Origin of the sequence: Achromobacter sp. ACM03 (assembly GCF_014851665.1) — a bacterium.
In the GTDB taxonomy this organism is placed as follows: domain Bacteria; phylum Pseudomonadota; class Gammaproteobacteria; order Burkholderiales; family Burkholderiaceae_B; genus Achromobacter; species Achromobacter aegrifaciens.
In genome coordinates, this window is record NZ_JACVAD010000013.1 from 21,165 (window position 1) to 45,443 (window position 24,279).

Genomic DNA, 24,279 nt, shown 5'->3' on the forward strand with positions numbered 1-24,279 from the left:
TCGAAACGGCGTCAAAGCGCCTGCGCGGACGACATCAGCTGCGTATCGGCGACATGCGCGCGCAACTGGGTCCGCACCGCATCCAACGTGGCGGCGTCCTGCCCGCGCTTGGGGATGATCACGCCTTGCAAGGTGCCGAGAATGACATAGAGATGCTGCGGGGTTTCCTCGACCCGCCGCACATCGGACCAGTCCATGCGTCCGGAGGCGGTGGCAGTGGTATCCGTGATGCCGTCGGGGCCGAAGTCCAGCTGATGCCGTCCCAGGAACAGCTCGTCGGGCTGACGCTTCAGCATGCGGCGCGTGTTCATCCTGACCAGCGAGGGCAGGACGTACTCGTAAGCCAGCGCCAGGAGCGCAAGAATGCCCAGGCCCACCGCCAAGCCCTGGAAATACACGGGCAGGATCCGCCCCCAGTTCGGCGTATTGCCGTCCCAGGTCTGCCAGATCAGGTAGGCCAGCAGGGCCACGATCATCAGGACCGCGAAACGCAGATGGGAGCGGTAGCGGCGGCGGCGCAGCTCCGGCCGCTTGTACACGTAAGCGGCGAAGTCGGCGTAGTCGTCGGCAGTCATCTGGACGTCCATGCGGGCCGAGCCGGGCGCGGACCCGGCCATCAGATGTCCAGCTCCGCCAGATTGCCCTTCTCTTCGATCCAGGCGCGGCGCTGCGAGGACTCGCCCTTGCCCATCAGCATGTCGAACATGCGGGTGGTGTCTTCGGGCGTCTGGTCGCCATAGCCCACGGGCAGGAGGCGGCGCGTGTCCGGATTCATGGTGGTTTCCCAGAGTTGCTCGGGATTCATTTCGCCCAGGCCCTTGAAGCGGCTGACGGCCCAGGCGCCTTCACGCACGCCTTCCTTGCGCAGCTTGTCCTGCGCGGCTTCAAGTTCGCCTTCATCCAGGCAGTAGATCTTGCGCGCCGGACGCTTGCCCTGCGCCGGCACGTCCAGCCGGAACAGCGGCGGCTTGGCCACGAACACGTTGCCGGCTTCGACCAGCTTGGGGAAGTGCTTATAGAACAGCGTCAGCAACAGCACCTGGATGTGCGAACCGTCGACGTCGGCGTCGGACAGGATGCAGATGCGGCCGTAGCGCAGGCCCGACAGGTCCGGGGTATCGCCGGGACCGTGCGGGTCCACGCCGATGGCGACGGAAATGTCATGGATTTCGTTGTTGGCGAAGAGCCGGTCGCGATCCACTTCCCAGGAATTGAGCACTTTGCCGCGCAGCGGCAGGATGGCCTGGAATTCCTTGTCGCGGCCCATCTTGGCCGAACCGCCCGCGGAGTCGCCCTCGACCAGGAAGACTTCGGTGCGGGTCGCGTCGCTGGATTCGCAATCGGTCAGCTTGCCCGGCAGCACGGCCACGCCCGAGCTCTTGCGCTTTTCGACCTTCTGGGCCGAGCGCTGGCGCGCCTGGGCCTGGCGGATGGCCAGTTCGGCCAGCTTCTTGCCGTATTCGACGTTACTGTGCAGCCACAGGTCCAGCGCGCTCTTGGAGAAGCCGCCGACCAGGCGCACCGCGTCGCGGCTGTTCAGGCGTTCCTTGATCTGGCCCTGGAACTGCGGATCCAGCACCTTGGCCGACAAGACGAAGCTGGCGCGGGCGAACACGTCTTCCGGCAGCAGCTTGACGCCCTTGGGCAGCAGGCTGTGCAGCTCGGCGAAACCCTTGACCGCGCCGAACAGGCCTTCGCGCAGGCCCGATTCATGGGTGCCGCCGGCAGGCGTCGGAATCAGGTTCACGTACGACTCGCGCACGGCGTTGCCGTCCTCGGTCCAGGCCACCACCCACTGGGCGCCCTCGCCTTCGGCGAAGTTCTCGTGGTCGGCCCCGGCGTACTGTTCGCCTTCGAAGAACGGCACCATCAGCTCCCCCCCGGCCAGCGCCTCGGACAGATAGCCGCGCAGGCCGTCCTGGTACTGCCAGGTCTTGGTGTCGCCGGTTTTCTCGTTGACCAGGGAAACCTTGACGCCCGGCAGCAGCACGGCCTTGCTGCGCAGGAGGTGCGTCAGCTCGCCCAGCGGAATGTTGGGGCTGTCGAAATACTTGGCGTCCGGCCAGACGCGCACGCGGGTACCGGACTTCTTGCGGCCACCCTGGTCGTAGGGCGCCAGGGGCTCGGCCACGTCGCCGCCCTTGAAGACCAGGCGGTTGACGGCGCCATCGCGCCACACCACCACTTCCAGGCGCGTGGCCAGGGCGTTGGTGACGGACACGCCCACGCCGTGCAAGCCGCCGGAAAAGGCGTAGGCGCCGCCGCCCGCCTTGTCGAACTTGCCGCCTGCGTGCAGGCGCGTGAATACCAGCTCCACCACGGGAGCGTTCTCTTCAGGGTGCAGGCCAACGGGAATGCCGCGCCCGTCGTCCTCGACGGAAACGCTGCCGTCGACGTGCAGCGTGACCTGGATCTGCTTGCCGTATCCGGCCAATGCCTCGTCTGCGGCGTTATCAATGACCTCCTGCACGACGTGCAGGGGGTTTTCGGTTCGGGTGTACATGCCCGGGCGCTGGCGCACGGGCTCCAGTCCCTTCAGGACGCGAATGGACGCCTCGGTGTAACGTGGAGTGGCCAAGTTATCCCCAACATCTGTGGAAAAAAACCGACATTTTACGGATAAGTCCAGATTCTGCGCGGCTCCCAGTGGGATGAGCACGACCTGACCAGCTCCGAATTCGGTAGGATGATGACAGTCACAGCCAGCGCATCGGGTCGGTACCGCCCGGATCGCGACAACTGCGCCGCAACATCCTACACAAATCCAGCAACTCCTGTTGTTATTAACAGTGGTATGCCTGTTGATATTGACAGTGGTATGCTTGAGTCCATCCACAAACAAGAACAACGGCGGGGCGCGTCCCTTTTTACGCGCCTTTTGCTGCCGAACCGAGAATCACCATCATGAGCGACCAAATCAAGAACGTCAGTGACGCCAGCTTCGATGCCGATGTGTTGAAATCCGGCCAGCCGGTGCTGGTGGACTACTGGGCTGCCTGGTGCGGCCCCTGCAAGATGATTGCCCCGATCCTGGAAGAAGTCGCCACGGAGTACGCTGGCCGCCTGACGATCGCCAAGCTGAACGTCGATGAAAACCAGGGTACCGCCACCAAGTACGGCATCCGCGGCATTCCCACCCTTATGCTCTTTAAAGACGGCCAAGCTGCCGCCACCAAAGTTGGCGCGCTGTCGAAGTCGCAACTGACCGCATTCCTGGACGGCGCGCTGTAAGCCGCGTGCCGTGAACGAAGGCGCCGCCCTCGGGGCGGCGCTCATTCAATACCGCGTGTGCCCGTCCGTGGCGCGCCGCCAGAACTCTCCTTCACTTTCCCCCAAAAATCCACCGCGATGCACCTCAACGAACTGAAGGCGCTGCACGTCTCGCAGCTGCTGGAAATGGCCGCCGGCCTGGAAATCGAGAACGCCAACCGCCTGCGCAAGCAGGAGCTGATGTTCGCCATCATGAAACGGCGCGCCAAGCAAGGCGAGCAGATCTTCGGCGACGGCGTTCTGGAAGTCCTGCCCGACGGCTTCGGCTTCCTGCGCTCGCCCGAGACCTCGTATCTGGCCAGCACGGACGACATCTACATCTCGCCCTCGCAGATCCGCCGCTTCAACCTGCACACCGGCGACTCGATCGAAGGTGAAGTGCGCACGCCCAAGGACGGCGAGCGCTATTTCGCCCTGGTGAAGGTGGACAAGGTCAACGGCGTGGCGCCTGAAGCGATCAAGCATCGCATCATGTTCGAAAACCTGACGCCGCTGCACCCGAACCGCAACATCCGCCTGGAACGCGACATCAAGAGCGAGGAAAACCTCACGGGCCGCATTCTTGACGTCTTCGCCCCCATCGGCATGGGCCAGCGCGGCCTGATCGTCGCCAGCCCCAAGTCCGGCAAGACGGTGATGATGCAGCACATCGCGCACGCCATCACCACCAACTACCCCGACGCGGTCATGATCGTCCTGCTGGTGGACGAACGCCCCGAGGAAGTGACCGAAATGCAGCGCACCGTGCGCGGCGAAGTGGTCGCCTCGACCTTTGACGAACCCGCCACCCGCCACGTGCAGGTCGCGGAAATGGTCATCGAGAAGGCCAAGCGCCTGGTCGAAATGAAGAAGGACGTGGTGATCCTGCTGGACTCGATCACCCGTCTGGCCCGCGCCTACAACACCGTGGTGCCGGCCTCCGGCAAGGTGCTGACCGGCGGCGTGGACGCCAACGCGCTGCAACGTCCCAAGCGCTTCTTCGGCGCGGCCCGCAACCTGGAAGAAGGCGGTTCGCTGACCATCCTGGGCACGGCGCTGATCGAAACCGGCAGCCGCATGGATGAAGTCATCTATGAAGAATTCAAGGGCACCGGCAACTCCGAAGTCCACCTCGAGCGCCGCCTGGCCGAAAAGCGCGTCTACCCGTCGATCAACCTGAACAAGTCCGGCACCCGCCGCGAAGAGCTGCTGATCGCCCCCGACCTGCTGCAGAAGGTCTGGGTGCTGCGCAAGTTCATCCACGACATGGACGAAGTCCAGTCGATGGAATTCATCCTGGACAAGATGCGCGCCACCAAGACCAACGCCGAATTCTTCGACATGATGAAGAAGAAGTAAGCCTGGTCAGAGCCTGCGGTCCGCGGCGCCCGCGCCTTGGACCCGGCCATGAAAAACGCCCTGGAGCGCGCTTGCGCCCAGGGCGTTTTTCATGGGCCGAACAGGCGGCTCACTGCCCTCCCATGAACTCCTCCAGCATGCCAGGCTGCGGCGCCGGACGCGGGGTCTGCTTGTTGCCGGCCGGCTTGCCGGACGCGTCTATCGGCTCGATCTTGGGATCGTCCCAGCTGCCGGTGACGGCGTATTCCATGGTCATGGCCCGCGCCAGCGGCTGCTTCAGCAGCCACTGCGTCACGAAGGCTCCCAGGCCGATCAGCGGATTGACCGCCAGCGCCGTCACCATGGCCGCCCCGCTGGCGTCCAGGTTCGGAATCACCACGGCCTTCATGTCCCAGCGTTCGCGGATGATGTTGACCCCGCCGGCCAGCACGATGGTCGCCACCGGCCCGTTGATCTTGTAGCCTTCGGTCGAAGCCGTGCCGTCGGCCAGCTTGACCTTGCCGCGGATGGTGTCGAAGGGGAAGCCGTCGCGCAGCAGATTGGTGGGATTTACGTCCAGCCGCGCCAGCCGCTGCAGCGATTGCAGGGACAGCAGCTCCAGCAGCCGCGCGGTGCGGGAGTTGACGTGCATGAAGCGGCCCTTGTCCAGGCTGACGTCGACCTCGCCCGTCAGGTCTTCGATCTTGTGGGTCCAGGGCAGATTGCGCCAGGTGGCCTTGCCCTGCATCGTGCCCTTGCCACCCGACACCACCTTTTCGAAGCCGATGCGGTCCAGGAACTTGCCCACGTCTTCGAACTTGACCGAAGCGTCCACGGTCAGGCCGCGGCTCTGGCCTTCCAGGTTCCAGTTGCCGGTGGCGTTGAGCGAGGCCGCGTCGTTGACGATGGACAGCTTGTCCAGGCGCCATTGGCGGCCGCGCTGCAGGTTCGTGCCCTGCACCTGGAGTTCGCCCACGTTCTTGCCGTACAGCAGGAATTCCTTGGCTTGCAGGTCGATCGCCGGGATGTCTGACAGGTCGTTGCCGGAGGACAGCGCCTCGTCGGCCTTGTTGGTGTCGCCCTCGCCGCCCAGGGACAGATGCTTCAGGCGCGCGGTGATCTGGCCGGCGATGGCGCCCGAGGCCTCGCGCCATTCGAGCGAACCCGTGGCCTGCTTGGATTGCAGATCCACGCGCCATTGGGCGGGTCCCGGCCGGGTCGCGTACAGCGTCAGGTCGTTCAGGGTAAAGCCGCCAGTCCGCAAGACGCCGGCCGCCAGGCTGATGCGTTCGGCCGCGGGCAGCATGGGCTTGGGCGCGGCACGGCCCTTGCCAGCAGGCGCGCTGAAGCCGTCGGACACGCTTTCCCAGGCATCCAGGTCCAGTTCAGGCAGGCTCGCGTTCAGGCTGAACCCGCGTTCCGGCAGGCTTGCCGGACGGTTGATGCCCAGCGCGCCGCGCGCGAAGTAGGACGGCGACCCTTCGGACGGCGCCCGTTCGAACAGCGCGTTGACGGCATCTCCCAGGCTTGCGGTGAGCCAGCGCCGGTTCTGCGCTCCGCGGTCCTGCGCGGGCGACCATTGCACCTTCAGCAACTGCGAAGCCTGGGCGGCCTTGCCGACCGGAGCGGGCATGTCGATCGCCATGCCCACCAGATCGGACTCGACGGAAATGTCCACCGCGCCGCCGCGCTGATAGCCCACCTTGCCCTTGTAGGCCGCCTTGCCCGAAAAGCGCGACATGGACGGCGTGTTGCTTAATTGAGTCAGCGCCGGCCCGGCCAGCGTACCCTCGAAGCGCAAGGCGTCCGTGCTCTGCGCCAGGCGTCCGTAAATCCGCGCCGGGCCGCCCAGGAACAGGGCCCGCAAGTCCTTGGCCTCGACGCCCTTCTCCGAAAACTCCAGGTCGCCGTGCATCTGGCTGAGCAGCGGCATCTCCGGCATGAAGGTGAAGGAGTTGCCCGCGAACAGGATGTTCCCCTGGACCTGGGTGTCATCGGTGTTCAACAGAGGCACCTTGAGCTTGAGCCCCACCCGCCAGTCGCCGGTGCCGCGCGCCTCGTCCAGCGCGCCATCCAGCAACTCGCCCAAGGGCGAGTTGGCTGCCAGCGCCAGATAGGCCGGCACGGCGCCGGACGTCTCGCCGGTCAGCAGCAGTTCGGAGTTCTCTTCCATGTTGGGAATGGTTGCGGAAACCGCCCCCAGCGTCACGGTATGTCCCGATCCGGCATGCGCGACCGCGCCGCCCGGACTGTCCAGCGCCAGGCTGACCTTGTCGATGCGGAAATTGCCGGACAGGTTCTCCAGCATCGGCCAGCCCTTGCGGCGCTCGCGCGCCGGCGCGTAATCGACCTTGGCGCCGCTGAATGCGCCGGCGATCACGAAATCGCCCTGAGCCCCAGGCGCGCCAAAAGGAAATTCGTCGAGATCGCCCTTGAGCGTGATGGAGGCCGATTGCATTTCGCCCGCGGGCAAGCCGATGGCCAGCCATTCGCGCGCATCGGCGTTGACCTCCAGCGGCAGGTAGCGATGGATGGCGGACATGGAGCCGCGCGCCATCACGCCGTGCATGTCGACGCTGCCCGCCGCGGTCCTGCCTTCTGGCCGCCACTGCCCTTGCACGCGCACGTCGAGATCGTCGTTGACCAGTTGCAGTTGGCCTACGTCCACGAACCAGTGCTTCGCATCGGGCCCTTTGACGGCGGCATCCAGCGCCACGTCGCGCACAGCCAGCGTGGGTTGCTCGAAGACGCCCGGCAAGGACAGAGTGAGCTGTTCGGCCTTGGCGCTGACCGACACCGCCGGGGCGCCAGGGCTGCGCGCCAGCGGCACGCTGTCCAGCTGCATGAAGTCGCCCGGCAAGCCCTGGACGCGGGCCTGGACGTACCCGGCCCTGAAGCCTGGGGCAGCGGTCCCTTGCGCGGTCTCGGTCCATTGCAGGCCGCGCACGGCGGCGTCCGCGGTCAGATCGGTGAACTTGCCGCGTTCCAACTGCAGCCATGCCCGCCCGCTCAGGCGGCCCGCCACCGCCGGGACCTCGAACCAAGGCTGCCAGGCCAAGGGTTCAGCGTCGTCCAGCTGTACATATAGCTGGCCGCCCCAATTGCCGGGATTCGCCGCGTTCACCGAAAACAGGCTGCGATTGAATTCGCCGCGCAGCTCGACGTTGCGCGCCAGCGCCTCGCCCGCCGCGGCCTTGAGCACGAAACGATGCGACAAACTGCCGTTGCGCGCCAGGAAGTCGACGCCCGTCAGGGTGAGCTCCGGCGCGCGGCGCAACTCGTCCTGCCAGCGTATGGTCGCGCCGCGGATGCGCAGCTCGCGCTGCGCGCCCAGCCAGCGCAGCGCTGGATGGTCCAGGTCGGAACGCTGATCGTCGTCATTGAGGTCGATGTCCTGGCCCGCGACCCATAGATGATTTTCGGGATCGCGCCGCAACAGGAGTTCGGGCCGGTCGAGCTGCAACCGCAGCAGCTTGGGCGACAGGACCAGAATGCTGCGCCAGGCCAGCACCGCCGAAACGGAAGGCAAGGACAACACCGGGTCCACCTCATCGTCGTAGACTTGGACGGAGGTGAGATCGAGTTTGGGGTTCAGGCCTTGCCAGTTCGCCTGGATGGAGCCGATGGTCACTCGGGAGCCCAGCGCCTTGCTGGCGTAGGCTTCGATCTGGGGACGCCATTGGTCCGCGCGGGGCAGAACCCAATAGCGCACGCCCAGCAGTCCGAGGGCCACGACGCAATAGACGGTCAGCACGGCCCAGAACACCCAACAGAGCACTTTTTTTGAAACAGACACGGATCGGTGGGCAGGAGAAGAGGTCTTGCAGTATCGTCCCCACTTATACCTGAAACGCGCCCATCGCGCCGCCCCTTTCGCCATGTCCACGCCCTCTACGCTTGCCCCCGCCCTCGCCTGGTCCGGCCATCTGCGCCGCCGCCTGGATGCCCACCCAGATCTGGCCGCCTGGCTGAACGATGCCGTGCGCGAACCCGTCACGCCCGCGCAGATCGCGCGCTGGCAGGCGGAGCTGGCCGGACCGCAGGCAGGCGAGACGCTACCCGTGGAGGTCTGCCGCATGGTGCTGCGCAAGCTGCGCGAACGGGTCTTCAACACACTCATCGTGCGCGACCTGACCGGCCACGCCGATCTGGAAGAAGTCGTGGGCGCCATGACCGCGCTGGCCGACACTGCGGTGGCCGCGGCCTATCGCAGCGTGGCGGCGGACCTCGCCGCCGTGCATGGCGTGCCGCGCGATCCGGCCACCGGCCAGCCGCAGGAAATGCTGATAGTGGGCATGGGCAAGCTGGGCGGCTGCGAATTGAATGTCTCGTCCGACATCGACCTGATCATGCTGTACGGCGAAGAAGGCGAAACCGACGGTCCGCGCCGTATCAGCCATCACGAGTTCTACGGCCGCCTGACGCGGCGCATGATGCCGGTGCTGTCCGAAGTCGACGCCAACGGCCAGGTGTTCCGCACCGACCTGCGCCTGCGCCCCGACGGCGACGCCGGTCCCCTGGCCTGGAGCCTGGACGCGCTGGAGCACTACCTGATCGGCCAGGGCCGCGAATGGGAACGCTACGCCTGGCTCAAGGCCCGGCTGATCCCGGCCCAGGCCTTCGAAGGCAGCGACAGTGCCGCCCAGGCGCGCCAGCTGGAAAGCCTGCGCGTGCCGTTCGTCTATCGCAAGTATTTCGACTTCGATGCGCTCTCGGCCCTGCGCGCCCTGCGCGAACGCATCCGCCAGGATTGGCAGCGGCGCGCCAGCGCGCGCAACGGCATCGACAGCGCCAACAACATCAAGCTGGGCGATGGCGGCATCCGCGAAATCGAATTCGTGGTGCAGCTTGCCCAGTTGATCCGCGGCGGCCGCATGCCCGCGTTGCAAAAACGCGGCCTGCTGGAAGCGCTGCACGCGGAGAGCGCCGCCGGCCTGGTGCCCGAGGAAGACGCGCGCCGGCTCGAAGAGGCGTACCGCTACCTGCGCCGCACCGAGCATGCCCTGCAATACCGCGAGGACGCCCAGACCCATTTGCTGCCGGGCGACCCCGAACAACGCGCCGGCCTGGCCGCAGCGCTGGGCATGAGCCCCGCTGACTTCGAAAGCACGCTGGCCGCGCACCGCCAATTCGTCTCGCAGACCTTCCGCAACGTGTTCCGGCTGGTGGGCATGGGCGACGCCGAAGTGCCGGCGCCCGCGCCCGGCGCCACCGACCCCGGGTCCGGCCCGGACGAGCCAGACAGCAGCTGCGAGCTCGCCGAACAAATCAGCCAAGCCTTCGGCGACGACGCGCAGGACCTGTTGCGCCGTACCGAGACCCTGCTGGGCAGCCACCGGGTGCGCAGTCTGCCCGAGAGCAGCCGCAAGCGCATGGACGCGCTGCTGCCGGCCGCCCTGCGAGCGGCCCTGCAAACCCCAGCCCCGCTGCAAGCCACGGTGCGGCTGTTCGACCTGATCGAGAAAATCGCCCAGCGCAGCGCCTACCTGGCCCTGCTGGCCGAATACCCCGACACCCTGGCGCGCGTGGCGCGCATGGTCGCCGCCAGCCCCTGGGCCGCGCAATACCTGACCCAGCACCCTCTGCTGCTGGACAGCCTGATCGATTGGCGCACCCTGTTCGAGCCGCTGGACTTCGGCCAGATCGCGCGCCAGCTGACCGCCGACCTGGACGCCTGCCGGCTGCCCGACGGCGATCCGGACATCGAGCGCCAGATGAACCTGATGCGCGACATGCAGCGCCAGGCCAGCTTCCAATTGCTGGCGCAGGATCTGGAAGGCGAACTCACCGTGGAGAAGCTGGCCGACCAGCTGTCCGCGCTGGCCGACCTGTTGCTGACCGAAACCATCCGCCGCACCTGGCCGCTGGTCAACAAGGCCGAGGGCGCCGAACCGCGCTTCGCCGTCATCGCGTACGGCAAGCTGGGCGGCAAGGAACTGGGCTATGCCTCGGACCTGGATCTGGTGTTCCTGTTCGATGACCCGCGCGACGACGCCGCCGAGGTCTACGCAAAGCTGGGCCGGCGCATGACGTCGTGGCTCTCGACCATGACCTCTTCGGGCCGACTGTACGAAGTCGACCTGCGCCTGCGGCCGGATGGCGACGCCGGCCTGCTGGCGGTATCCGTGGAAGCATTCGAGCAATACCAGCACAAGCACGCCTGGGCCTGGGAACACCAGGCGCTGACCCGCGCCCGCTACGCCTCGGGCGACGCCAGCGTCGGCGCGCGTTTCGAGCAGATCCGCGCAGACATCCTGGTACTGCCACGCGACGCCGCCAGGCTGCGCGAGGAAGTGCTGGCGATGCGCGAAAAGATCAATGCTGGCCACCCCAACAGCAGCCCGCTGTTCGATCTGAAGCACGACCGCGGCGGCATGGTCGACGTGGAGTTCGTCACGCAATATCTGGTGCTGTGCCATTCGGGCACGCATCCGGTGCTGGTGCGCAACCTGGGCAATATCGCCTTGCTGCGCCTGTCCGGCGAGGCGGGCCTGATTGCTCCCGAACTGGCCGCGCGCGCCGGCGACGCCTACCGCACCCTGCGCCGCGTCCAGCACCAGATGCGCCTGCAGGGGGTGGAGAAGGCGCGCGTCCCGCAGGACCAGCTGCAGGAAGAGCGCGCCGCCGTGCGCGAGCTCTGGGATGCCGTGCTGGGCTGAGCGTATTGGGGGACGGGGGCGCACCCTTCAGCGGCAACTCAGCGTAAAATAAGGAGTTTTCCGCCTTATTTGTTTCCTGCAAGCCATGTCCGAACTCGTGCGCCCCAAACTCGACCTGCCCGCCGGCCGCCGCAAGGTGCTGATGCACTCGTGCTGCGCGCCCTGTTCCGGCGAAGTCATGGAAGCGATGACCGCCTCAGGCATCGATTACGCCATCTACTTCTACAACCCGAACATCCACCCGGTCAAAGAGTACGAAATCCGCAAGCAGGAGAACATCCGCTTCGCCGAGCAGCACGGCATCGAATTCATCGACGCCGACTACGACATGGACAACTGGTTCGACCGCGTCAAGGGCATGGAAAACGCTCCCGAACGCGGCGAGCGCTGCACGGCCTGCTTCGACATGCGCTTCGAACGCACGGCGCTCTACGCGCACGAGCATGGCTTTGACACCATCACCAGCTCGCTGGGCATTTCGCGCTGGAAGGACATGAACCAGATCAACGGCTGTGGCGAACGCGCCGCGGCGCGCTACGACGATCTGATCTACTGGACCTACAACTGGCGCAAGGGCGGCGGCTCGGCCCGCATGATCGAAATCAGCAAGCGCGAAAACTTCTACCAGCAGGAATATTGCGGCTGCGTCTATTCGCTGCGCGACACCAACCGCCATCGCCGCTCGCAGGGCCGCGAACGCATCCGCATCGGCGTGAAGTTCTACGGCAAGGAAGACCTGATCAACGAGGAACAGCTCTGATCAGGACGGGCGTCCATGGCGCCGGTATTCCGACGGCGACACGCCGAAACGCTTGCGAAACGCATGGCTGAAACGCGCCGCATCTGAGAACCCGAATCTGTAGGCGATGTCGCCTATCGGCCGCGCCGCCTGAGCGGGGTCGCACAGCGTATCGCAGCAACGCTCCAGCCGCGCGCTGAGGATGAAATCGGCCGGGGTCGTGGAAGCCTGCGCGAACAGGTTGTACAAATAGCGGCGCGACATCCGGAAGGCCGCTGCAGCGGCCGCTGGCGACAGCGCCGGATCATGCAGGTTTTCAAGCATGTGCTGCTGCACCCGGCGCAATTGCGCCTGCCGCAGTTCGGCCTGGTCATGTTCGGCCTGCCCGCCTGCCCGCTCGCTGATATCCAGTCCCATCATCTGCAGCACCGCATTGGCGGCATCGCGCGAGGCGCTTTCGGACAGATGCGCGTGCTCGGTCAGCGCCACGCGCAGCAGGTCCATCGCCATGCGCCCGCACCCCTGGCGCGCGCTGAAGCTGCGCGCCACGGCATTCTGCATGAAAGACTGCCAGGCCTCGAAATGCTTGCCGGGCACCTGCATGACCAGGAAGTGCGCGCCATCGTCGACGTCGACTTCGTACGGCCGGGTGGTGTCGTAGATGCTCCATTCGCCCGGCACCAGCAAGGCGCTGCGCCCCGACTGGCGGATCTCGCTGCGGCCAGCGAGCTGCAGCGTCACCTTGTAGCCGGACGACTCGGAACGGTTGGCCAGCAGCTTGCTGCGGCGCACGCGCTGGGCGCTGCTGCGCAACTCGCAGACCTGCATCCAGCCCAGCGAATCCACCGCCACGCTATTGCGGAAACGGGCCGGAAACACCGCGGACACTTCCAGGGGAACGAAGGTATCGCTGACATTTTCCTGCCAGCTTGCGCAGTCCAGGAAGTGCCTGGGCTCGCTGCGCAGAAGGGATGGGGACATGGCGACTCCGGCGTCTCGAAACGGCGTGCCTGTTTGCCTGGAACGGCCTGCCTGGCGACACAGCTACAGCGTTGAATGGAATGCTGCCTCTTTCTAGCATCGGTCGGCGCCAGGGAATATCGGTGACAACCCCTAAGTGCCTGTTCCTCTACGGTTTTCTGTCGCTGCCATAAGAATAGTCCGCCAACTGGAAGCCGAGCCGCGCCAGCGCCTGAGCCAGGCCATGACGCACCGGCACCACGTCCTCGTAGCGGCGCGGCCGGACCTGCGCGACTTCCTGTTCCGTGTACGGCCGGAAATCCGCCGGCAACTGCGCCGGGCTGAATTCCCGCACCACCCAGTTCAGCACGGCCGCGAGTTCGGCATTGCTGAGCTGCGATTGCCCGGCGCCCGGCACGCGGACCAGATACTCGCGGCCCTGCGGCAGATGCACGAACGCGCCCACCGAATTGCGGAAATCAGGAATGCCGTGGCGGCCGCTGCCACGGCCGTCCACGCGATGGCAGCCCGCGCATTGCAGCACGTAGTCGGCGCGGACGGCCAGACGCAGCCTGTCGGCGTCGGCGGCGTCAGCGGCCGCCTGCTCTGCGGCGGCCGTCCGGCCCACGCAGAGCAGGACGGCGGCGCACAACCCGCGCCACCCGCGCCATGGCGGTCGCCCTTCTGGCCTCATGATTTCGGCTTCGGCTTGGCCAGGCCCACGATCACCGAGGTCGTGCAGTGGAAGATGGAGGACTCGTTGGACATGCACCAGTTCACGTCGTTGTGCAGGAACATCTGATAGCCGGGCCGCTCGCGCTCGGCGGATGCGCACATGCATTTGCCGCAAGCAGCCTTGCCGCAGCAGTCGTTGTAGCTGATCAGGTAGTCCTTGCCGTCCAGCGGATTGTGGCAGGTGCCAACCCACGACACGGCCGAAGGCGAGGTGCCAGGCGGGCAGGACGTCATGCTGCCGCCGCAGCATGAACACAGAAAGCCGTCCACCGCGCAATAGCGCCAGTAGTCGCACGCCGTGTCGTCCATCTGCGGTTTCTTGGGATCAGCGGGCGCTGACCGCGCCACCGGCAGCACCGGCATGAGGAATGCCGTTCCAACCAGCGCCCGGCCGATGCGGTTGAGCACGCTGCGCCGGGAAGTGGTGTGCGCAACCGAGCGCGCGGCGCGCTCCGCGAGTTTATCCAGCCATTGCATTGCCGCTCTCCTTGCGGGAAATCCGGGTTTCTTCCAACGCGCCGGCGGCCAGGAATTCCTGCACCGAAGCGACGCCCAGCTCCTTCGCGGTGAACAGGCTTTCGAGCTGTTCGCGCGAGTTGATCAGGCCCTTGGCGCGCAAGGTTCCGGTTTCATCGATCAGCACGGCATAGGGCAGCTTGCTGATCTGGAACTTCATGCCCAGTTCGGTCGACAGCAAGTACGGAAAACGCTCCAGGCCCGCCTGCTTGTAGAACGCCAGGTGCTCGGGCATTTCGCCATCGCTGGCCAGCACGATGCGCAGCCAGGCGCTTTCCGTGCTGGCCACCGACTTGAGGATAGGCAGCAGCTTCTTGCAAACCGGGCAGGTCGGGGAAAGAAAGAACAGCAGCTGGCTGTGCTGGCCGCGTTCGCCGATGACGATACGGCGACCCAGCAGATCCGGCAGTTCGAAGCGCGGAGCGGGCTCGCCCACGCCAGGGCCCTTATCCATCGTCAGCGCCCCCATCGGCGCCACGCGCTCGTACAGCACGCCGATCTGCCGCGACAGCGCCAGGATGACCAGCACCAGGCAGAGCACCACGCCCCACAACAGAAAATTGGAAATGATCAAGGCATCCATGTGAGTTTCCTTCAGAGATTGCGCAATTTGAGATGGGAGGCCAACAGGTGATTGGCGGTGAAGTACAGGCCCACGGCAGCCATCGCCAGGCCGAAGACGGCGGCGGAGTCGGCCCACTGCAGACCGCGCGATTGGCCCGCCGCGGAGATCAGCGCGGGCGCAGCCCACAGCGCCAGCGCCGCGTTGCGCAGCACCAGCCACCACGACAGCCCGCCACGCTGCGCGCCGCGCCCCGGCCCGCCGGCGGCGGGGCCGCCGCAGCCGCAATCGATGTCGCGATGCCCGCGCAGCAGATTGAAGGCCAGCGCCAGCGTCGCCGCCGCCAACACCAGCAGCGCCAGTTGCGCGCCCGCCGCCTGTCGTGCCGGCGCCAGCAGCAAGGCGCCGGACAGCGCTTCGCCCAGCACGAAGAGCCACGCGAACGCGCCGCTCCACCCCGCCGGCAGGATGCGGTAGGCCGACACGATAGCGGCGAAGCCCGCCATGTCCCTCAACTTTTCCAGCGCCCCCAGGAGCAGCACGCAGGCCAGCGCCGCGCTCGCGGCATACAGCAGCACGGGATCGTTCATCGCGCACCTCGCGGTTGCGGTTCGACCTGCAGCGCGGTTTCGCCGGCGGCCTGGATCGTGCCCTTGAGGACCGGCGCGGCCGGCGCGGCGTCGTAGACGTTCACGTTGCCGCCGTCGATCGTGTACAGGCGCGGCTGGTCGTCCTGCGAGACCGACATCGACAAGGCATTCTGGCCCGGCACCCGCGCCACCCGCTTGTGCGTGGCCAGGTCGTAGACCCAGATCTCGGCGGCCGGCGTCTTGTGCGAGCCCTCGGCGCCGTTGGGATGCATGCCCACATACAGCCGCTTGGCGGCCTTGTTGATGGCCAGCAGGTTGTAGCCGCCAGGGCGCCAGCCCTGGTCCTTGCCCGAAGCGTCCAGCAGGGACCAGGGCTTGCCGAAAGCCGCGTCCTTGCCGCTGAAGTCGGCGCTGTAGACATTGCCGTTGTAGGACACGAAGTAGTAGGTGTCGCCCAGGTTCTCGGTGTGCGTGAAGATGGGGTCCTTTTCGGGATCGAACATGGGCTGGCTGCGCTGCTGCCCCGCCGGCTTGCCGGCCTGGTCCAGGTCCACGGTAAGCAGCGCGCCGTCGCCGCAGATGCTGGCGAAGCTGCGCGGGCGCGACGGCAGCACGATGATGCTCCAGCACCCTGCCGCCGCGGTGACCTCGTCCGCGAACTGGCGCGTCTTCAGGTTCACCACCGTGACCGAGGACGCGGGCGTGGCGTTCTGCACGAACAGCAGTTCCCCGTCCGTGCTCTGCTGCAGATAGTTGCGGTAATTCAGCGCCTGCGCGCGTTTCTGCGGGATCGGCACCTCGTACTTGGGCGTGAGCGTTTCGGCGTCCCAGGCCTCCACCACGTCGGTGCGCTTGCCGCGGTTCAAGCGCTCGTAGTAGGTCGTCATGACGTAGATGTCCTTGCCGTCCGCGGACACGGTCATGTGGCCGTTGAACGACGCGGGCACCATGCCCAGGAACTTGAAGGAGTCGCCGTCATAGATGTTGACCCGGCTGTCGACCAGGTGATTGAAGACGGCATCCATCACGTACAGCCGGTGCGGCGTGGCCGGCGGCAGGCGGGTGCCGCCCTTGAGCTCTTCCACGGGCAGATCCGCCCGGGCTAGCCCCGCCGACGCCGCCAGGACGGCGCATAGCGCCCACCGTCCGGCCCGCGATGCGCATGTTCTGGCGCTAGGCGCGTTCATCGATATTCTCCTGGTCTCATGGTCCGGTTCTCCTAGAACGCATAGACGTAGCGCAACTGCACGCCACGCATCCGCGGTCCGTTCTCGACCTTCAGGTCGTGGATGTACTGCATCTGAATCTGGTTGGCGTCGTTGATCTGATGCGTCAGTTCGACGGCCAGCTGGTGATTGCGCGCCCGCGTGGCGACGGTCTCGCCGGACGAGGTTTCCTTGCCGCCAGTCTCGTAGCGGTAACGGATGCCGGTGTAGGTATCGGGCGTCAGGTTGGTCGAAGCCAGCGCGAAGAAACGGAACGAGGGATCCTTCTTCAGCGTCTGCCCATACCAGTCCGTATTGCGGCCGTAGATCTCCACCTCGGCGATGGCTTCGAGATAGGTGGATTCGCCGAAGCCCTGCACGAACGCGAAATCCTGGATGGTGGACCAGCGGTTCTTGCCCGGAGACACGTCGGGACGCGAACCGTCATAACGGCCCACCGGCGCCACCACAAAGGGCTCCCAGGCGAACCAGGTCTTGGTCTGCTCGTTGTTGTACAGCCAGATGGCCGACCCGAGCGTCACGTCGCCGATACCGGTCTGGTGGTCGCCGGGCGCGCCCGGCAGGTCCAGCGAGGTCCGGTACATCGGCACGATGAATTCGAGCTGCATCGTCTTGCCGTAGAAGTCGCGATAGTGCATCTGGCGGTACACCAGCGCATTCACGTCGACGGACGCGCCGTCCACCCGCTGCCCCTCGGCATACAAGCCCGAGGATCGCAATCCCGCCAGATACCCGGCGATGATATTGGTGCCCACCGGCGCGGGTATCCAATCCCGCGCGCTGGGGTCTCCTGCCCATGCCGCCTGCGATGCTGCCGCGCACGCGAGCAACAGCGTGGCCCGTCGGCGGCCCCGGCTACCTGTCCTGCCTGCCATGTCTTCCCCTTGGTGTCATGAAAGCGCGGCCACCGGTATTTCCCGGCTTGGGCCGCGCGCTCATCGTTCTAGTAAGCGATGCAAACGGACTTCCGCTCCAGGTACATCTCCAGCACGGCGCGGCCGTGTTCGCGGCCGATGCCGGACTGCTTGAATCCGCCGAAAGGCATGTTGGGATCCAGCATGTTGTGCGTGTTCACCCAGACGGTGCCGGCATCGATGCGCGGGATCAGGCCTTGCACGCGGGAGAGATCGTTGCTCCAGAGGCTGGCGCCCAGGCCGTAGGCGCTGTCGTTGGCCAGCCGCACCGCATCGTCCAGCGTATCGAAGGGCTGCGCCACCACGACAGGTCCGAAGATCTCCTCGCGAACGATACGCGCCCCCGGCGGCACGTCCGCGAAAACGGTGGGCTGCACGAAGTAGCCCGAGCCGCTGCCGCTGCCTCCTCCCGCCAGCACCCGTCCGCCTTCGCTGCGTCCAAGGCCGATGTAGTCCATGACGCGCTTCTGGTGGCGGGCCGACACCAGCGGGCCGACCTGGGTGGCGGGGTCGAATCCGGACCCCAGCTTCATGCCGGCGGCCAGGTCCGCCAGTCCCTGGACGACCTTGGGATACAGGCCTTTTTGCACATACAGGCGCGAACCCGCCGTGCAAACCTGGCCCTGGTTGAAGAAAATGGCGGCCGCGGCGCCCTGCACCGCGCGGTCGACGTCGCAGTCGTCCAGCACGATCACGGGGGACTTGCCGCCCAGCTCCAGCGAAACCCGCTTCATGTCGTCCATCGCGGCGCGCCCGATGAGCTTGCCGACTTCGGTCGACCCCGTGAACGCGATCTTGTCCACGCCGGGATGCGCAACCAGCGCGGCGCCAGCGGTCTCGCCCCGGCCGGTCACGACGTTGACGACGCCGGGCGGAAAGCCCGCCTCCAGCACCAACTCGGCCAGGCGCAGCGCCGTCAACGGCGTTTCCTCGGCAGGCTTGAGCACCACGGTGCAGCCCGCCGCCAAGGCGGGCGCGATCTTCCAGATCGCCATCAACAGCGGAAAATTCCACGGAATGATCGCGGCCACCACGCCCACCGCCTGCGGCAAGGTATAGGCGCTGTACCGCACGCCCGGCGGAAACGGTATGGACAGCGACAGGGTGTCGCCCGTGATCTTGGTCGCCCACCCCGCCATGTAGCGCAGCCACTGCGCGCCCGACCCGACTTCCAGGCCCTGCGCCACGCCCAGCAGCTTGCCGTTGTTCAGGGTTTCCAGACGGGCCAGTTCGGTGCCGTGCTGCTCGATCAGGTCGGCCAATTTCAGCAACAGGCGTTCGCGCCCGGCAGGCAGCATGTCACGCCAGGGACCGGATCCGAAGGCGCGCCTGGCGGCCTGCACCGCCAGGTCCACCTGCTGCGGCCCGGCGTCGGGCTGATGGGCGATGACGTCGCCCGTGGCCGGATCATGGACGGCAATGGGCGCGCCTTGTCCTTCGCGCACCGGTTTGCCATCGATGAGCATGGCTTCCCGGATGGCGGCCAGTTCCGGGCGGTCAGAACCGGCGTGGCCGGCGGCGCTTGCGCTTGCTGAAGACATTCGAAGCTCCAACGAAATGGTTGAAGCCAGGATAGCAACGGCCTTCCCGGAAGGCTTGTCGGACCGTGCATGGCGTTTTGTCATTCTGCGCACGGCAAAAAAAACCCGGCAACGCGCAGCGCGGTGCCGGGCCTGGCGCGGCGCCCTTGTGGGGCCCGCGCATCGCGGACGTCGGATCAGTCCAGCATCAGCACCGTGGCGCCGGTGGTCTTGCGCGCGGCCAGCGCGGTCTGGGCCTCGCCGGCCTGCTCCAGCGTGTAGCGCTGGTCGATGCGGACCTTGATCTTCTTCTTCAGGACCAGGTCGAACAGCTCCTCGGAGGCGGCTTGCAGCTTGGCCAGCGTGTTCACGTGCAGGCCCAGCGACGGGCGCGTCACGTACAGGCAGCCCTTCTGGTTCAGCGTCGCCAGGTTGACGCCAGACACGGGGCCGGACGCATTGCCGAAGCTCACCATCAGGCCGCGCGGCTCGATGCAGTCCAGCGAGGTTTCCCAGGTGTCCTTGCCCACGCCGTCATACACCACCGGCACCTTCTTGCCGCCAGTCAGCTCGAGCACGCGCTCGGCCACGTTCTCGCGCGAGTAGTCGATGGTTTCCCAGGCGCCATTGGCGCGGGCCAGTTCGGCCTTCTCGGGGCTGGAGACGGTGCCGATCAGCTTCACGCCCAGGGCCTTGGCCCATTGGCACGCGATCAGGCCCACGCCGCCTGCGGCCGCGTGGAACAGGATGGTCTCGCCGCCTTGCAGACGGTAGGTCTGGCGGAACAGGTATTGCACCGTCAGGCCCTTGAGCATCAAAGCCGCCGCTTCGTCAAAGCCGATGCCCTTGGGCACCTTGACGACCTGCGCGGACGGAACGTTGCGCGCCTTGGCGTAGGCGCCGATGGGGCTCTGGCCGTAGGCGACGCGGTCGCCCTTTTTCAGATGCGTGACGTCGGCGCCGACCGCGGTCACGACACCCGCGCCCTCGAAGCCCAGGCCGTGCGGCAACGCGTGGGGATACAAGCCCGTGCGGTAATAGATATCGATGAAGTTCAGGCCGGCGGCGTGCTGCTCGATCGTGACTTCATTGGCGGCGGGCGGAGGCACTTCCACCTCGACCAGCTTCAGGACTTCAGGACCACCGTGCTGCTCGATACGAATTGCCTTGACGAGATTGCTGGCCATGCTGGCCTCCTTTCATTGGAAAAAATGCTAACGAGAGCCTGTCTGCGGCCCCTGAACGAGAAAAATCAGATTCAACGCGATGGCCGGGTCCCGTCCTGCCTGGCGGACGCCAGCCTGCCGGCCCCGCCCCCCATCAGCACGAATACCCCTGCCAGCACCAACGCGGTCCCCGCCATCTGCCACACAGTGATGGGCTCTTGCAGAAACCACGACGCCAGAAACAGCACCGACACCGGCCCGATCATGCCCAGCAGCGACGCGGTGGGCGCGCCGATCAGCGCCACCGCCCACATCAGCATGAACACCGGCACGACGGTATTCAGCGTGGCGTGGATCACCGAATACCCGTAGACCCCGGCAGGCTGGATCAGCATGGACGGGGGATGCACGGCAAAGAACTGGATGATGCAGGCCACGCAAGACACCAGCATGGCATACGCCACCAGGCGCGTCGCTCCCAAGCGCTTGACCAGTTCCCCCGAACAGATCAGGTACACAGAATAGCTTGCGGCCGACCCGAAAACGAACAAAGACCCTAACAGCACCTCGCCGCCGCCGAAGGACAGGTCGTGGGCGAACACCAGCACCACCCCGGCATAGGACAGCGCCATGGCCATCCACTGGCGGCGCTCGACCGCGCGCTTGAACCAGAACGCCGACAGCAACACCACCAGCGAAGGCGACAGGAACAGGATCAGGCGCTCCAGGCTGGCGGTGATGTAGCGCAGCCCCAGAAAGTCCAGGAAGCTGGACAGGTAATAGCCCAGCAGGCCCAGCACGCAGACCTGCGCGCGCTCCTTCCAGGTCATCACGGGGATTTCGCCGCGCGCCGCGCGGCGCGACTGATGCCAGGCCACCGCAGCGAAGAACGGCATGGCGAACAGCATGCGGAAGGCAATGAGGGTGACCGCGTCGATGCCGTAGCGGTAAGTGAACTTCACCACGATGGCCTTGGCCGAGAACAGGACTGCGCCCAGGGTCGCCAGGAAAAAACCGGCGGTGCGGTTGGAAAGGCGGAAGGACGGCGAAAGCTTGGCAAGGCGATTCATGCGATGATTTTATGTTCAGTGCAAAAACACCGCACGCCTTTACCCACGCTTTCTTCGCCATACGCCTGCCTCACGCATGACCCGACACCGCGCCCTCACCTACATCCACGTTGCCGCAGTGCTTTTCGGCCTGACCGGCGTGTTCGGCGAATTGATCCAGGCCAGCGCCGCCGTGATCACGCTGGGCCGGGCCGTCTTCGCGGTGCTCGCGCTGGGGCTGTTCGCCCGCATGCGCCGCAAGCCGCTCCTGGGCGCCCTGACGCCGGCGCAGCTGTTCGTGCTGGTGGTGTCCGGCGCCCTGCTGGCGGGCCACTGGGTCACTTTCTTCATCGCCGTGAAAGTCGGCGGCATCGCCATCGCCACGCTGGGTTTCGCCAGCTTCCCCGCTTTCATCACCTTGTTCGAGGGCCTGCTCTTCCGGGAACGCATCCGTCCGACCGAATGGCTGCTGCTGGGCCTGGTGACTGCAGGCCTGGTGCTGGTCACGCCCGCGTTCGACCTGGCCGACCAGGGCACCATCGGCCTGGCCTGGGGCCTCTTGTCGGGCCTGAGCTTCGCGCTGCTGGCGCTGAGCAACCGCCGTTCGGCCTCGGGTATGGACCCGATGCAGGTGGCCTGCTGGCAGAACCTGATCGTGGCGTTGGTAATGCTGCCCTTCGCCGTATCCCAGTTGCCTGCGCTGCCTGCGCTGGACTGGTTCTGGCTGGCGCTGCTGGGCATTTTCTGCACCGGCTTGTCGCACTATCTGTTCGTGTCCAGCCTGACGCGGCTGAACGCGCGCAGCGCCGGATTGGTCATCGCGCTGGAGCCGGTCTACGCCATCGCCTTCGCCTGGGCGCTGTTCAGCCAGGAGCCCACGCCGCGCATGATGGCGGGCGCCGCCCTGATCGTGGCCGCCATCGTCTGGTCGGGCCTGCGCAAGCAGGCGCCCGCCGCACAGCCGGACATCGCGGCGAAAACGCAGCCTTGACAATAACTGACTAGGCAGTAAAATTCGGCGCATATGACTGCTGCGCCTCCCACTTCTCCGTCCGACGGCCCCGTCCATTACCGCGCAGACGCCAGCTGCGTAATGGATGAAAACGCCGGCTTCCTGATCAAACTGGTTTCCAATTCCCTGAACCGGATGCTGGACCAGGAAATGGCCCCGCTGGAACTCACCGCGATGCAATGGCGTCCGGTGCTGCTGGTGTTCCAGGGCCGCGCCGATACGCCCGCTGAACTCGCCAGGCTTACAGGCATGGACACGGGCGCCATGACCCGCGCGTTGGACCGGCTGGAAGCCAAGGGACTGCTGCGCCGCAACCGGTGCCAGACAGACCGCCGCGTCGTCAAGATCGAACTCACCGAGATCGGCGAGGCCAAGGCGCGCGCGATCCCGCCCAATATCGCGCGGGTACTGAATTACCACCTGCGCGGGTTTTCCAGCGACGAAGTCGCGCAGCTCAAGCACCTGCTGCGCCGGATGATCGCCAACGGCTCCGCCTCGTCAGCCCCCCCAAACCGCTAAGGTCCGCCAACGAACCCCGGCTTTCGGGGTTTTATTTGGCATAATAATTGCCTAGGCAAATACAGATCAATCAATTACTTTCAGCAAACAGTCAGGATGAAACGCCTTCTCACTACCGTATTGGTGCTGGCCCTGAGCGGTTGCGCATTGATGGAATCCGGCTCCGAGCCGGTGGCCGCGCTGGACGGCGCCAAGCTGGGGCTCACCAGCCAGGACACCGTCTGGCCCGAAACCCAATGGTGGCAGCGCTACGGCGATCCGCAGCTCAATGCCTTGCTGGACGAGGGCTTGGCCAACAACCCCTCGATGAGCGCGGCGCAAGCGCGCCTGGCCAAGGCCAATGCCGCCGTCGGCATCGCACGCGCCCCGCTGCTGCCCCGGGTGGATGCCAACTACACGCTGACCCGCGAACACCTGTCCAAGGACTACATCTACCCCGCTCCCATGGGCGGCTCGGTCGTCAGCGACAACCGGCTGGCGCTGGACTTCAGCTATGAGCTGGACTTCTGGGGCAAGAACCGGTCGCGCCTGCAAGCGGCCGTATCGCAGCAAGCCGCCGCCGCGGCCGATGCGCAGGCGGCGCGCAATCTGCTGGCCGGCGCCCTGGTCCGCGCCTACCTGAATCTGCAGAACGCCTTTGCCCAGCGTGACGTGCTCAACCGCGTGCTGGCCCAACGCGCCGAGGTGCTGTCATTGACCCAAGGCCGCTACACGGCCGGGCTGGACACCCAGGTGGAAGTCAAACAGGCGGAATCGTCGCTGGCCGCCGGCAAGGTGGAACTGACCCAGACCGACACCACGTTGGCGCAGCTGCGCAATCAGGTCGCGGCACTGGCCGGGGCCGGTCCGCAACGCGGGCAATCCTTGCAGCCGGTGGCGCTGACCGCTCCCGCCGGCGGCGTGCCCGCCAACGTGCCGCTGGACCTGCTGGGCCATCGCCCCGACGTCACCGCTGCGAAATGGCGCGCCGAAGCCGCCCGCCACGCCATCGACAGCGCCAAGGCCGAGTTCTACCCCAATGTGAACCTGGCGGCGTTCGTCGGCTTCCAGGCCATGGGCACCGGCAATCTGCTGGGCGCGGATGCCCGTATGGCCGGCTTCGGCCCGGCGGTCACGCTGCCGATCTTCCACGGCGGCGAATTGAACGCCAACCTGGCGGGCCGGCGCGCCGACGCCGACCTCGCGGTGTCGGACTACAACCAGACCGTGCTGGACGCCGTGCACCAGGTGGCCGATGCGCTCGACGGCCTGCGCCTGCTGGACCAGGAAAAGGCCCAGCAGCGCCAGGCCCGCGAAGCCATCGACGCCGCCTATGACCTGGCGGTCAAGCGCTACAAGGCCGGCATGGGCAACTACATCTCCGTGCTCATTGCGCAGACCGGCGTGCTGACACAGGCGCGACTGGACACCGATCTGCGCATCCGCGCCTATCAGCTGGACGCCACTCTCGCCAATGCGCTGGGCGGCGGCTACGCCCCCGCGGCCGAGCCGGCCCCCGCCACGAACTCCACCCATTGAACGCTCC

The 24,279-nt window shown here is 66.3% G+C and carries 20 protein-coding genes; 7 read left to right on the forward strand and 13 right to left on the reverse strand.

Translation table 11 applies throughout. The annotated features are described in order from the left end of the window. Positions 1-11 precede the first annotated feature (11 nt). Together IB257_RS31025 and IB257_RS31030 are read right to left on the reverse strand one after the other, a co-directional pair. On the reverse strand, positions 12-617 hold the full coding sequence (locus IB257_RS31025; protein ID WP_054458717.1) for a YcxB family protein: 606 nt from the start codon (positions 615-617) through the stop codon (positions 12-14). Beyond that, the gene (locus IB257_RS31030) at positions 617-2,578 is read right to left on the reverse strand and encodes a DNA topoisomerase IV subunit B (protein ID WP_192493322.1); all 1,962 of its coding nucleotides are present in this window, start codon (positions 2,576-2,578) and stop codon (positions 617-619) included. The genes IB257_RS31025 and IB257_RS31030 overlap by 1 nt, the downstream gene beginning before the upstream one ends. 326 nt (positions 2,579-2,904) lie before the next feature. Here IB257_RS31030 and trxA point away from each other — a divergent pair, with 326 nt between their 5' ends. Both trxA and rho read left to right on the forward strand, forming a co-directional pair. Continuing rightward, a complete protein-coding gene (gene trxA / locus IB257_RS31035; RefSeq protein ID WP_006218534.1) occupies positions 2,905-3,231 on the forward strand; it encodes a thioredoxin TrxA in 327 nt (108 codons plus the stop codon). Between the two features lie 117 nt (positions 3,232-3,348). After that, on the forward strand, positions 3,349-4,608 hold the full coding sequence (gene rho / locus IB257_RS31040) for a transcription termination factor Rho (protein WP_054458721.1): 1,260 nt from the start codon (positions 3,349-3,351) through the stop codon (positions 4,606-4,608). Positions 4,609-4,717: 109 nt separating this feature from the next. On the opposite strand, the gene IB257_RS31045 is transcribed toward rho, so the two are convergent. Continuing rightward, on the reverse strand, positions 4,718-8,383 hold the full coding sequence (locus tag IB257_RS31045; RefSeq protein ID WP_370540142.1) for a YhdP family protein: 3,666 nt from the start codon (positions 8,381-8,383) through the stop codon (positions 4,718-4,720). Between the two features lie 82 nt (positions 8,384-8,465). On the opposite strand from IB257_RS31045, the gene glnE reads away from it, so the two are divergent. After that, positions 8,466-11,246, forward strand: coding sequence for a bifunctional [glutamate--ammonia ligase]-adenylyl-L-tyrosine phosphorylase/[glutamate--ammonia-ligase] adenylyltransferase (glnE, locus tag IB257_RS31050; protein WP_054458725.1), 2,781 nt, complete (start codon positions 8,466-8,468; stop codon positions 11,244-11,246). Positions 11,247-11,331: 85 nt separating this feature from the next. Further along, positions 11,332-12,006 (forward strand): epoxyqueuosine reductase QueH, encoded by a 675-nt coding sequence (locus IB257_RS31055; protein ID WP_192493323.1) that lies wholly within the window; start codon positions 11,332-11,334, stop codon positions 12,004-12,006. Here the strand turns inward: IB257_RS31055 and IB257_RS31060 are convergent, their stop codons facing one another. The 10 genes from IB257_RS31060 to IB257_RS31105 form a co-directional block, all read right to left on the reverse strand. After that, positions 12,007-12,966, reverse strand: coding sequence for a helix-turn-helix domain-containing protein (locus IB257_RS31060; protein ID WP_054458728.1), 960 nt, complete (start codon positions 12,964-12,966; stop codon positions 12,007-12,009). 148 nt (positions 12,967-13,114) lie between these two features. Continuing rightward, positions 13,115-13,597 (reverse strand): cytochrome c, encoded by a 483-nt coding sequence (locus IB257_RS31065; RefSeq protein WP_225589330.1) that lies wholly within the window; start codon positions 13,595-13,597, stop codon positions 13,115-13,117. 38 nt (positions 13,598-13,635) lie between these two features. Beyond that, on the reverse strand, positions 13,636-14,157 hold the full coding sequence (locus tag IB257_RS31070; RefSeq protein WP_054458730.1) for a methylamine dehydrogenase light chain: 522 nt from the start codon (positions 14,155-14,157) through the stop codon (positions 13,636-13,638). Further along, on the reverse strand, positions 14,141-14,779 hold the full coding sequence (mauD, locus tag IB257_RS31075) for a methylamine dehydrogenase accessory protein MauD (protein ID WP_054458732.1): 639 nt from the start codon (positions 14,777-14,779) through the stop codon (positions 14,141-14,143). Before mauD ends, IB257_RS31070 begins: the two co-directional genes overlap by 17 nt. An 11-nt stretch (positions 14,780-14,790) precedes the next feature. Next, positions 14,791-15,348 carry a MauE/DoxX family redox-associated membrane protein gene (locus tag IB257_RS31080; protein WP_119451019.1) on the reverse strand — a complete coding sequence of 186 codons (558 nt, stop codon included), beginning with the start codon at positions 15,346-15,348 and terminating at the stop codon, positions 14,791-14,793. Next, the gene (locus tag IB257_RS31085; protein ID WP_125473272.1) at positions 15,345-16,535 is read right to left on the reverse strand and encodes an amine dehydrogenase large subunit; all 1,191 of its coding nucleotides are present in this window, start codon (positions 16,533-16,535) and stop codon (positions 15,345-15,347) included. The genes IB257_RS31080 and IB257_RS31085 overlap by 4 nt, the downstream gene beginning before the upstream one ends. 32 nt (positions 16,536-16,567) lie before the next feature. Then, positions 16,568-17,449: a transporter gene (locus tag IB257_RS31090; protein ID WP_054458738.1), complete on the reverse strand. Its 882-nt coding sequence runs from the start codon at positions 17,447-17,449 to the stop codon at positions 16,568-16,570. Between the two features lie 68 nt (positions 17,450-17,517). Further along, on the reverse strand, positions 17,518-19,029 hold the full coding sequence (styD, locus tag IB257_RS31095) for a phenylacetaldehyde dehydrogenase StyD (RefSeq protein ID WP_175164230.1): 1,512 nt from the start codon (positions 19,027-19,029) through the stop codon (positions 17,518-17,520). A 176-nt stretch (positions 19,030-19,205) separates the two neighbouring features. Then, positions 19,206-20,195, reverse strand: a complete 990-nt coding sequence (locus tag IB257_RS31100; protein ID WP_192493325.1) for a quinone oxidoreductase — start codon at positions 20,193-20,195, stop codon at positions 19,206-19,208. A 71-nt stretch (positions 20,196-20,266) separates the two neighbouring features. After that, positions 20,267-21,244 carry a DMT family transporter gene (locus tag IB257_RS31105; protein ID WP_175164228.1) on the reverse strand — a complete coding sequence of 326 codons (978 nt, stop codon included), beginning with the start codon at positions 21,242-21,244 and terminating at the stop codon, positions 20,267-20,269. Between the two features lie 76 nt (positions 21,245-21,320). Between IB257_RS31105 and IB257_RS31110 the strand changes: the two genes are divergently transcribed. From IB257_RS31110 to IB257_RS31120, 3 genes are all read left to right on the forward strand, one after another. Further along, entirely contained in the window at positions 21,321-22,214 is an 894-nt protein-coding gene (locus IB257_RS31110) for a DMT family transporter (protein WP_054458744.1), read from the forward strand. Between the two features lie 33 nt (positions 22,215-22,247). Beyond that, entirely contained in the window at positions 22,248-22,754 is a 507-nt protein-coding gene (locus IB257_RS31115; RefSeq protein ID WP_125473726.1) for a MarR family winged helix-turn-helix transcriptional regulator, read from the forward strand. A 96-nt stretch (positions 22,755-22,850) separates the two neighbouring features. After that, on the forward strand, positions 22,851-24,272 hold the full coding sequence (locus IB257_RS31120; RefSeq protein WP_192493326.1) for an efflux transporter outer membrane subunit: 1,422 nt from the start codon (positions 22,851-22,853) through the stop codon (positions 24,270-24,272). Positions 24,273-24,279 lie beyond the last annotated feature (7 nt).

Excerpts from the sequence above, each read along its gene's own strand:
- styD (WP_175164230.1), bottom strand. The coding sequence starts at position 19,029 with ATGTCTTCAGCAAGCGCAAGCGCCGCCGGCCACGCCGGTTCTGACCGC.
- IB257_RS31060 (WP_054458728.1), bottom strand. The coding sequence starts at position 12,966 with ATGTCCCCATCCCTTCTGCGCAGCGAGCCCAGGCACTTCCTGGACTGC.
- IB257_RS31070 (WP_054458730.1), bottom strand. The coding sequence starts at position 14,157 with ATGCAATGGCTGGATAAACTCGCGGAGCGCGCCGCGCGCTCGGTTGCG.
- rho (WP_054458721.1), top strand. The coding sequence starts at position 3,349 with ATGCACCTCAACGAACTGAAGGCGCTGCACGTCTCGCAGCTGCTGGAA.
- IB257_RS31090 (WP_054458738.1), bottom strand. The coding sequence starts at position 17,449 with ATGGCAGGCAGGACAGGTAGCCGGGGCCGCCGACGGGCCACGCTGTTG.
- trxA (WP_006218534.1), top strand. The coding sequence starts at position 2,905 with ATGAGCGACCAAATCAAGAACGTCAGTGACGCCAGCTTCGATGCCGAT.
- IB257_RS31115 (WP_125473726.1), top strand. The coding sequence starts at position 22,248 with ATGACTGCTGCGCCTCCCACTTCTCCGTCCGACGGCCCCGTCCATTAC.
- IB257_RS31055 (WP_192493323.1), top strand. The coding sequence starts at position 11,332 with ATGTCCGAACTCGTGCGCCCCAAACTCGACCTGCCCGCCGGCCGCCGC.
- glnE (WP_054458725.1), top strand. The coding sequence starts at position 8,466 with ATGTCCACGCCCTCTACGCTTGCCCCCGCCCTCGCCTGGTCCGGCCAT.
- IB257_RS31105 (WP_175164228.1), bottom strand. The coding sequence starts at position 21,244 with ATGAATCGCCTTGCCAAGCTTTCGCCGTCCTTCCGCCTTTCCAACCGC.
- IB257_RS31120 (WP_192493326.1), top strand. The coding sequence starts at position 22,851 with ATGAAACGCCTTCTCACTACCGTATTGGTGCTGGCCCTGAGCGGTTGC.
- IB257_RS31085 (WP_125473272.1), bottom strand. The coding sequence starts at position 16,535 with ATGAACGCGCCTAGCGCCAGAACATGCGCATCGCGGGCCGGACGGTGG.
- mauD (WP_054458732.1), bottom strand. The coding sequence starts at position 14,779 with ATGGATGCCTTGATCATTTCCAATTTTCTGTTGTGGGGCGTGGTGCTC.
- IB257_RS31100 (WP_192493325.1), bottom strand. The coding sequence starts at position 20,195 with ATGGCCAGCAATCTCGTCAAGGCAATTCGTATCGAGCAGCACGGTGGT.
- IB257_RS31110 (WP_054458744.1), top strand. The coding sequence starts at position 21,321 with ATGACCCGACACCGCGCCCTCACCTACATCCACGTTGCCGCAGTGCTT.
- IB257_RS31080 (WP_119451019.1), bottom strand. The coding sequence starts at position 15,348 with ATGAACGATCCCGTGCTGCTGTATGCCGCGAGCGCGGCGCTGGCCTGC.
- IB257_RS31025 (WP_054458717.1), bottom strand. The coding sequence starts at position 617 with ATGGCCGGGTCCGCGCCCGGCTCGGCCCGCATGGACGTCCAGATGACT.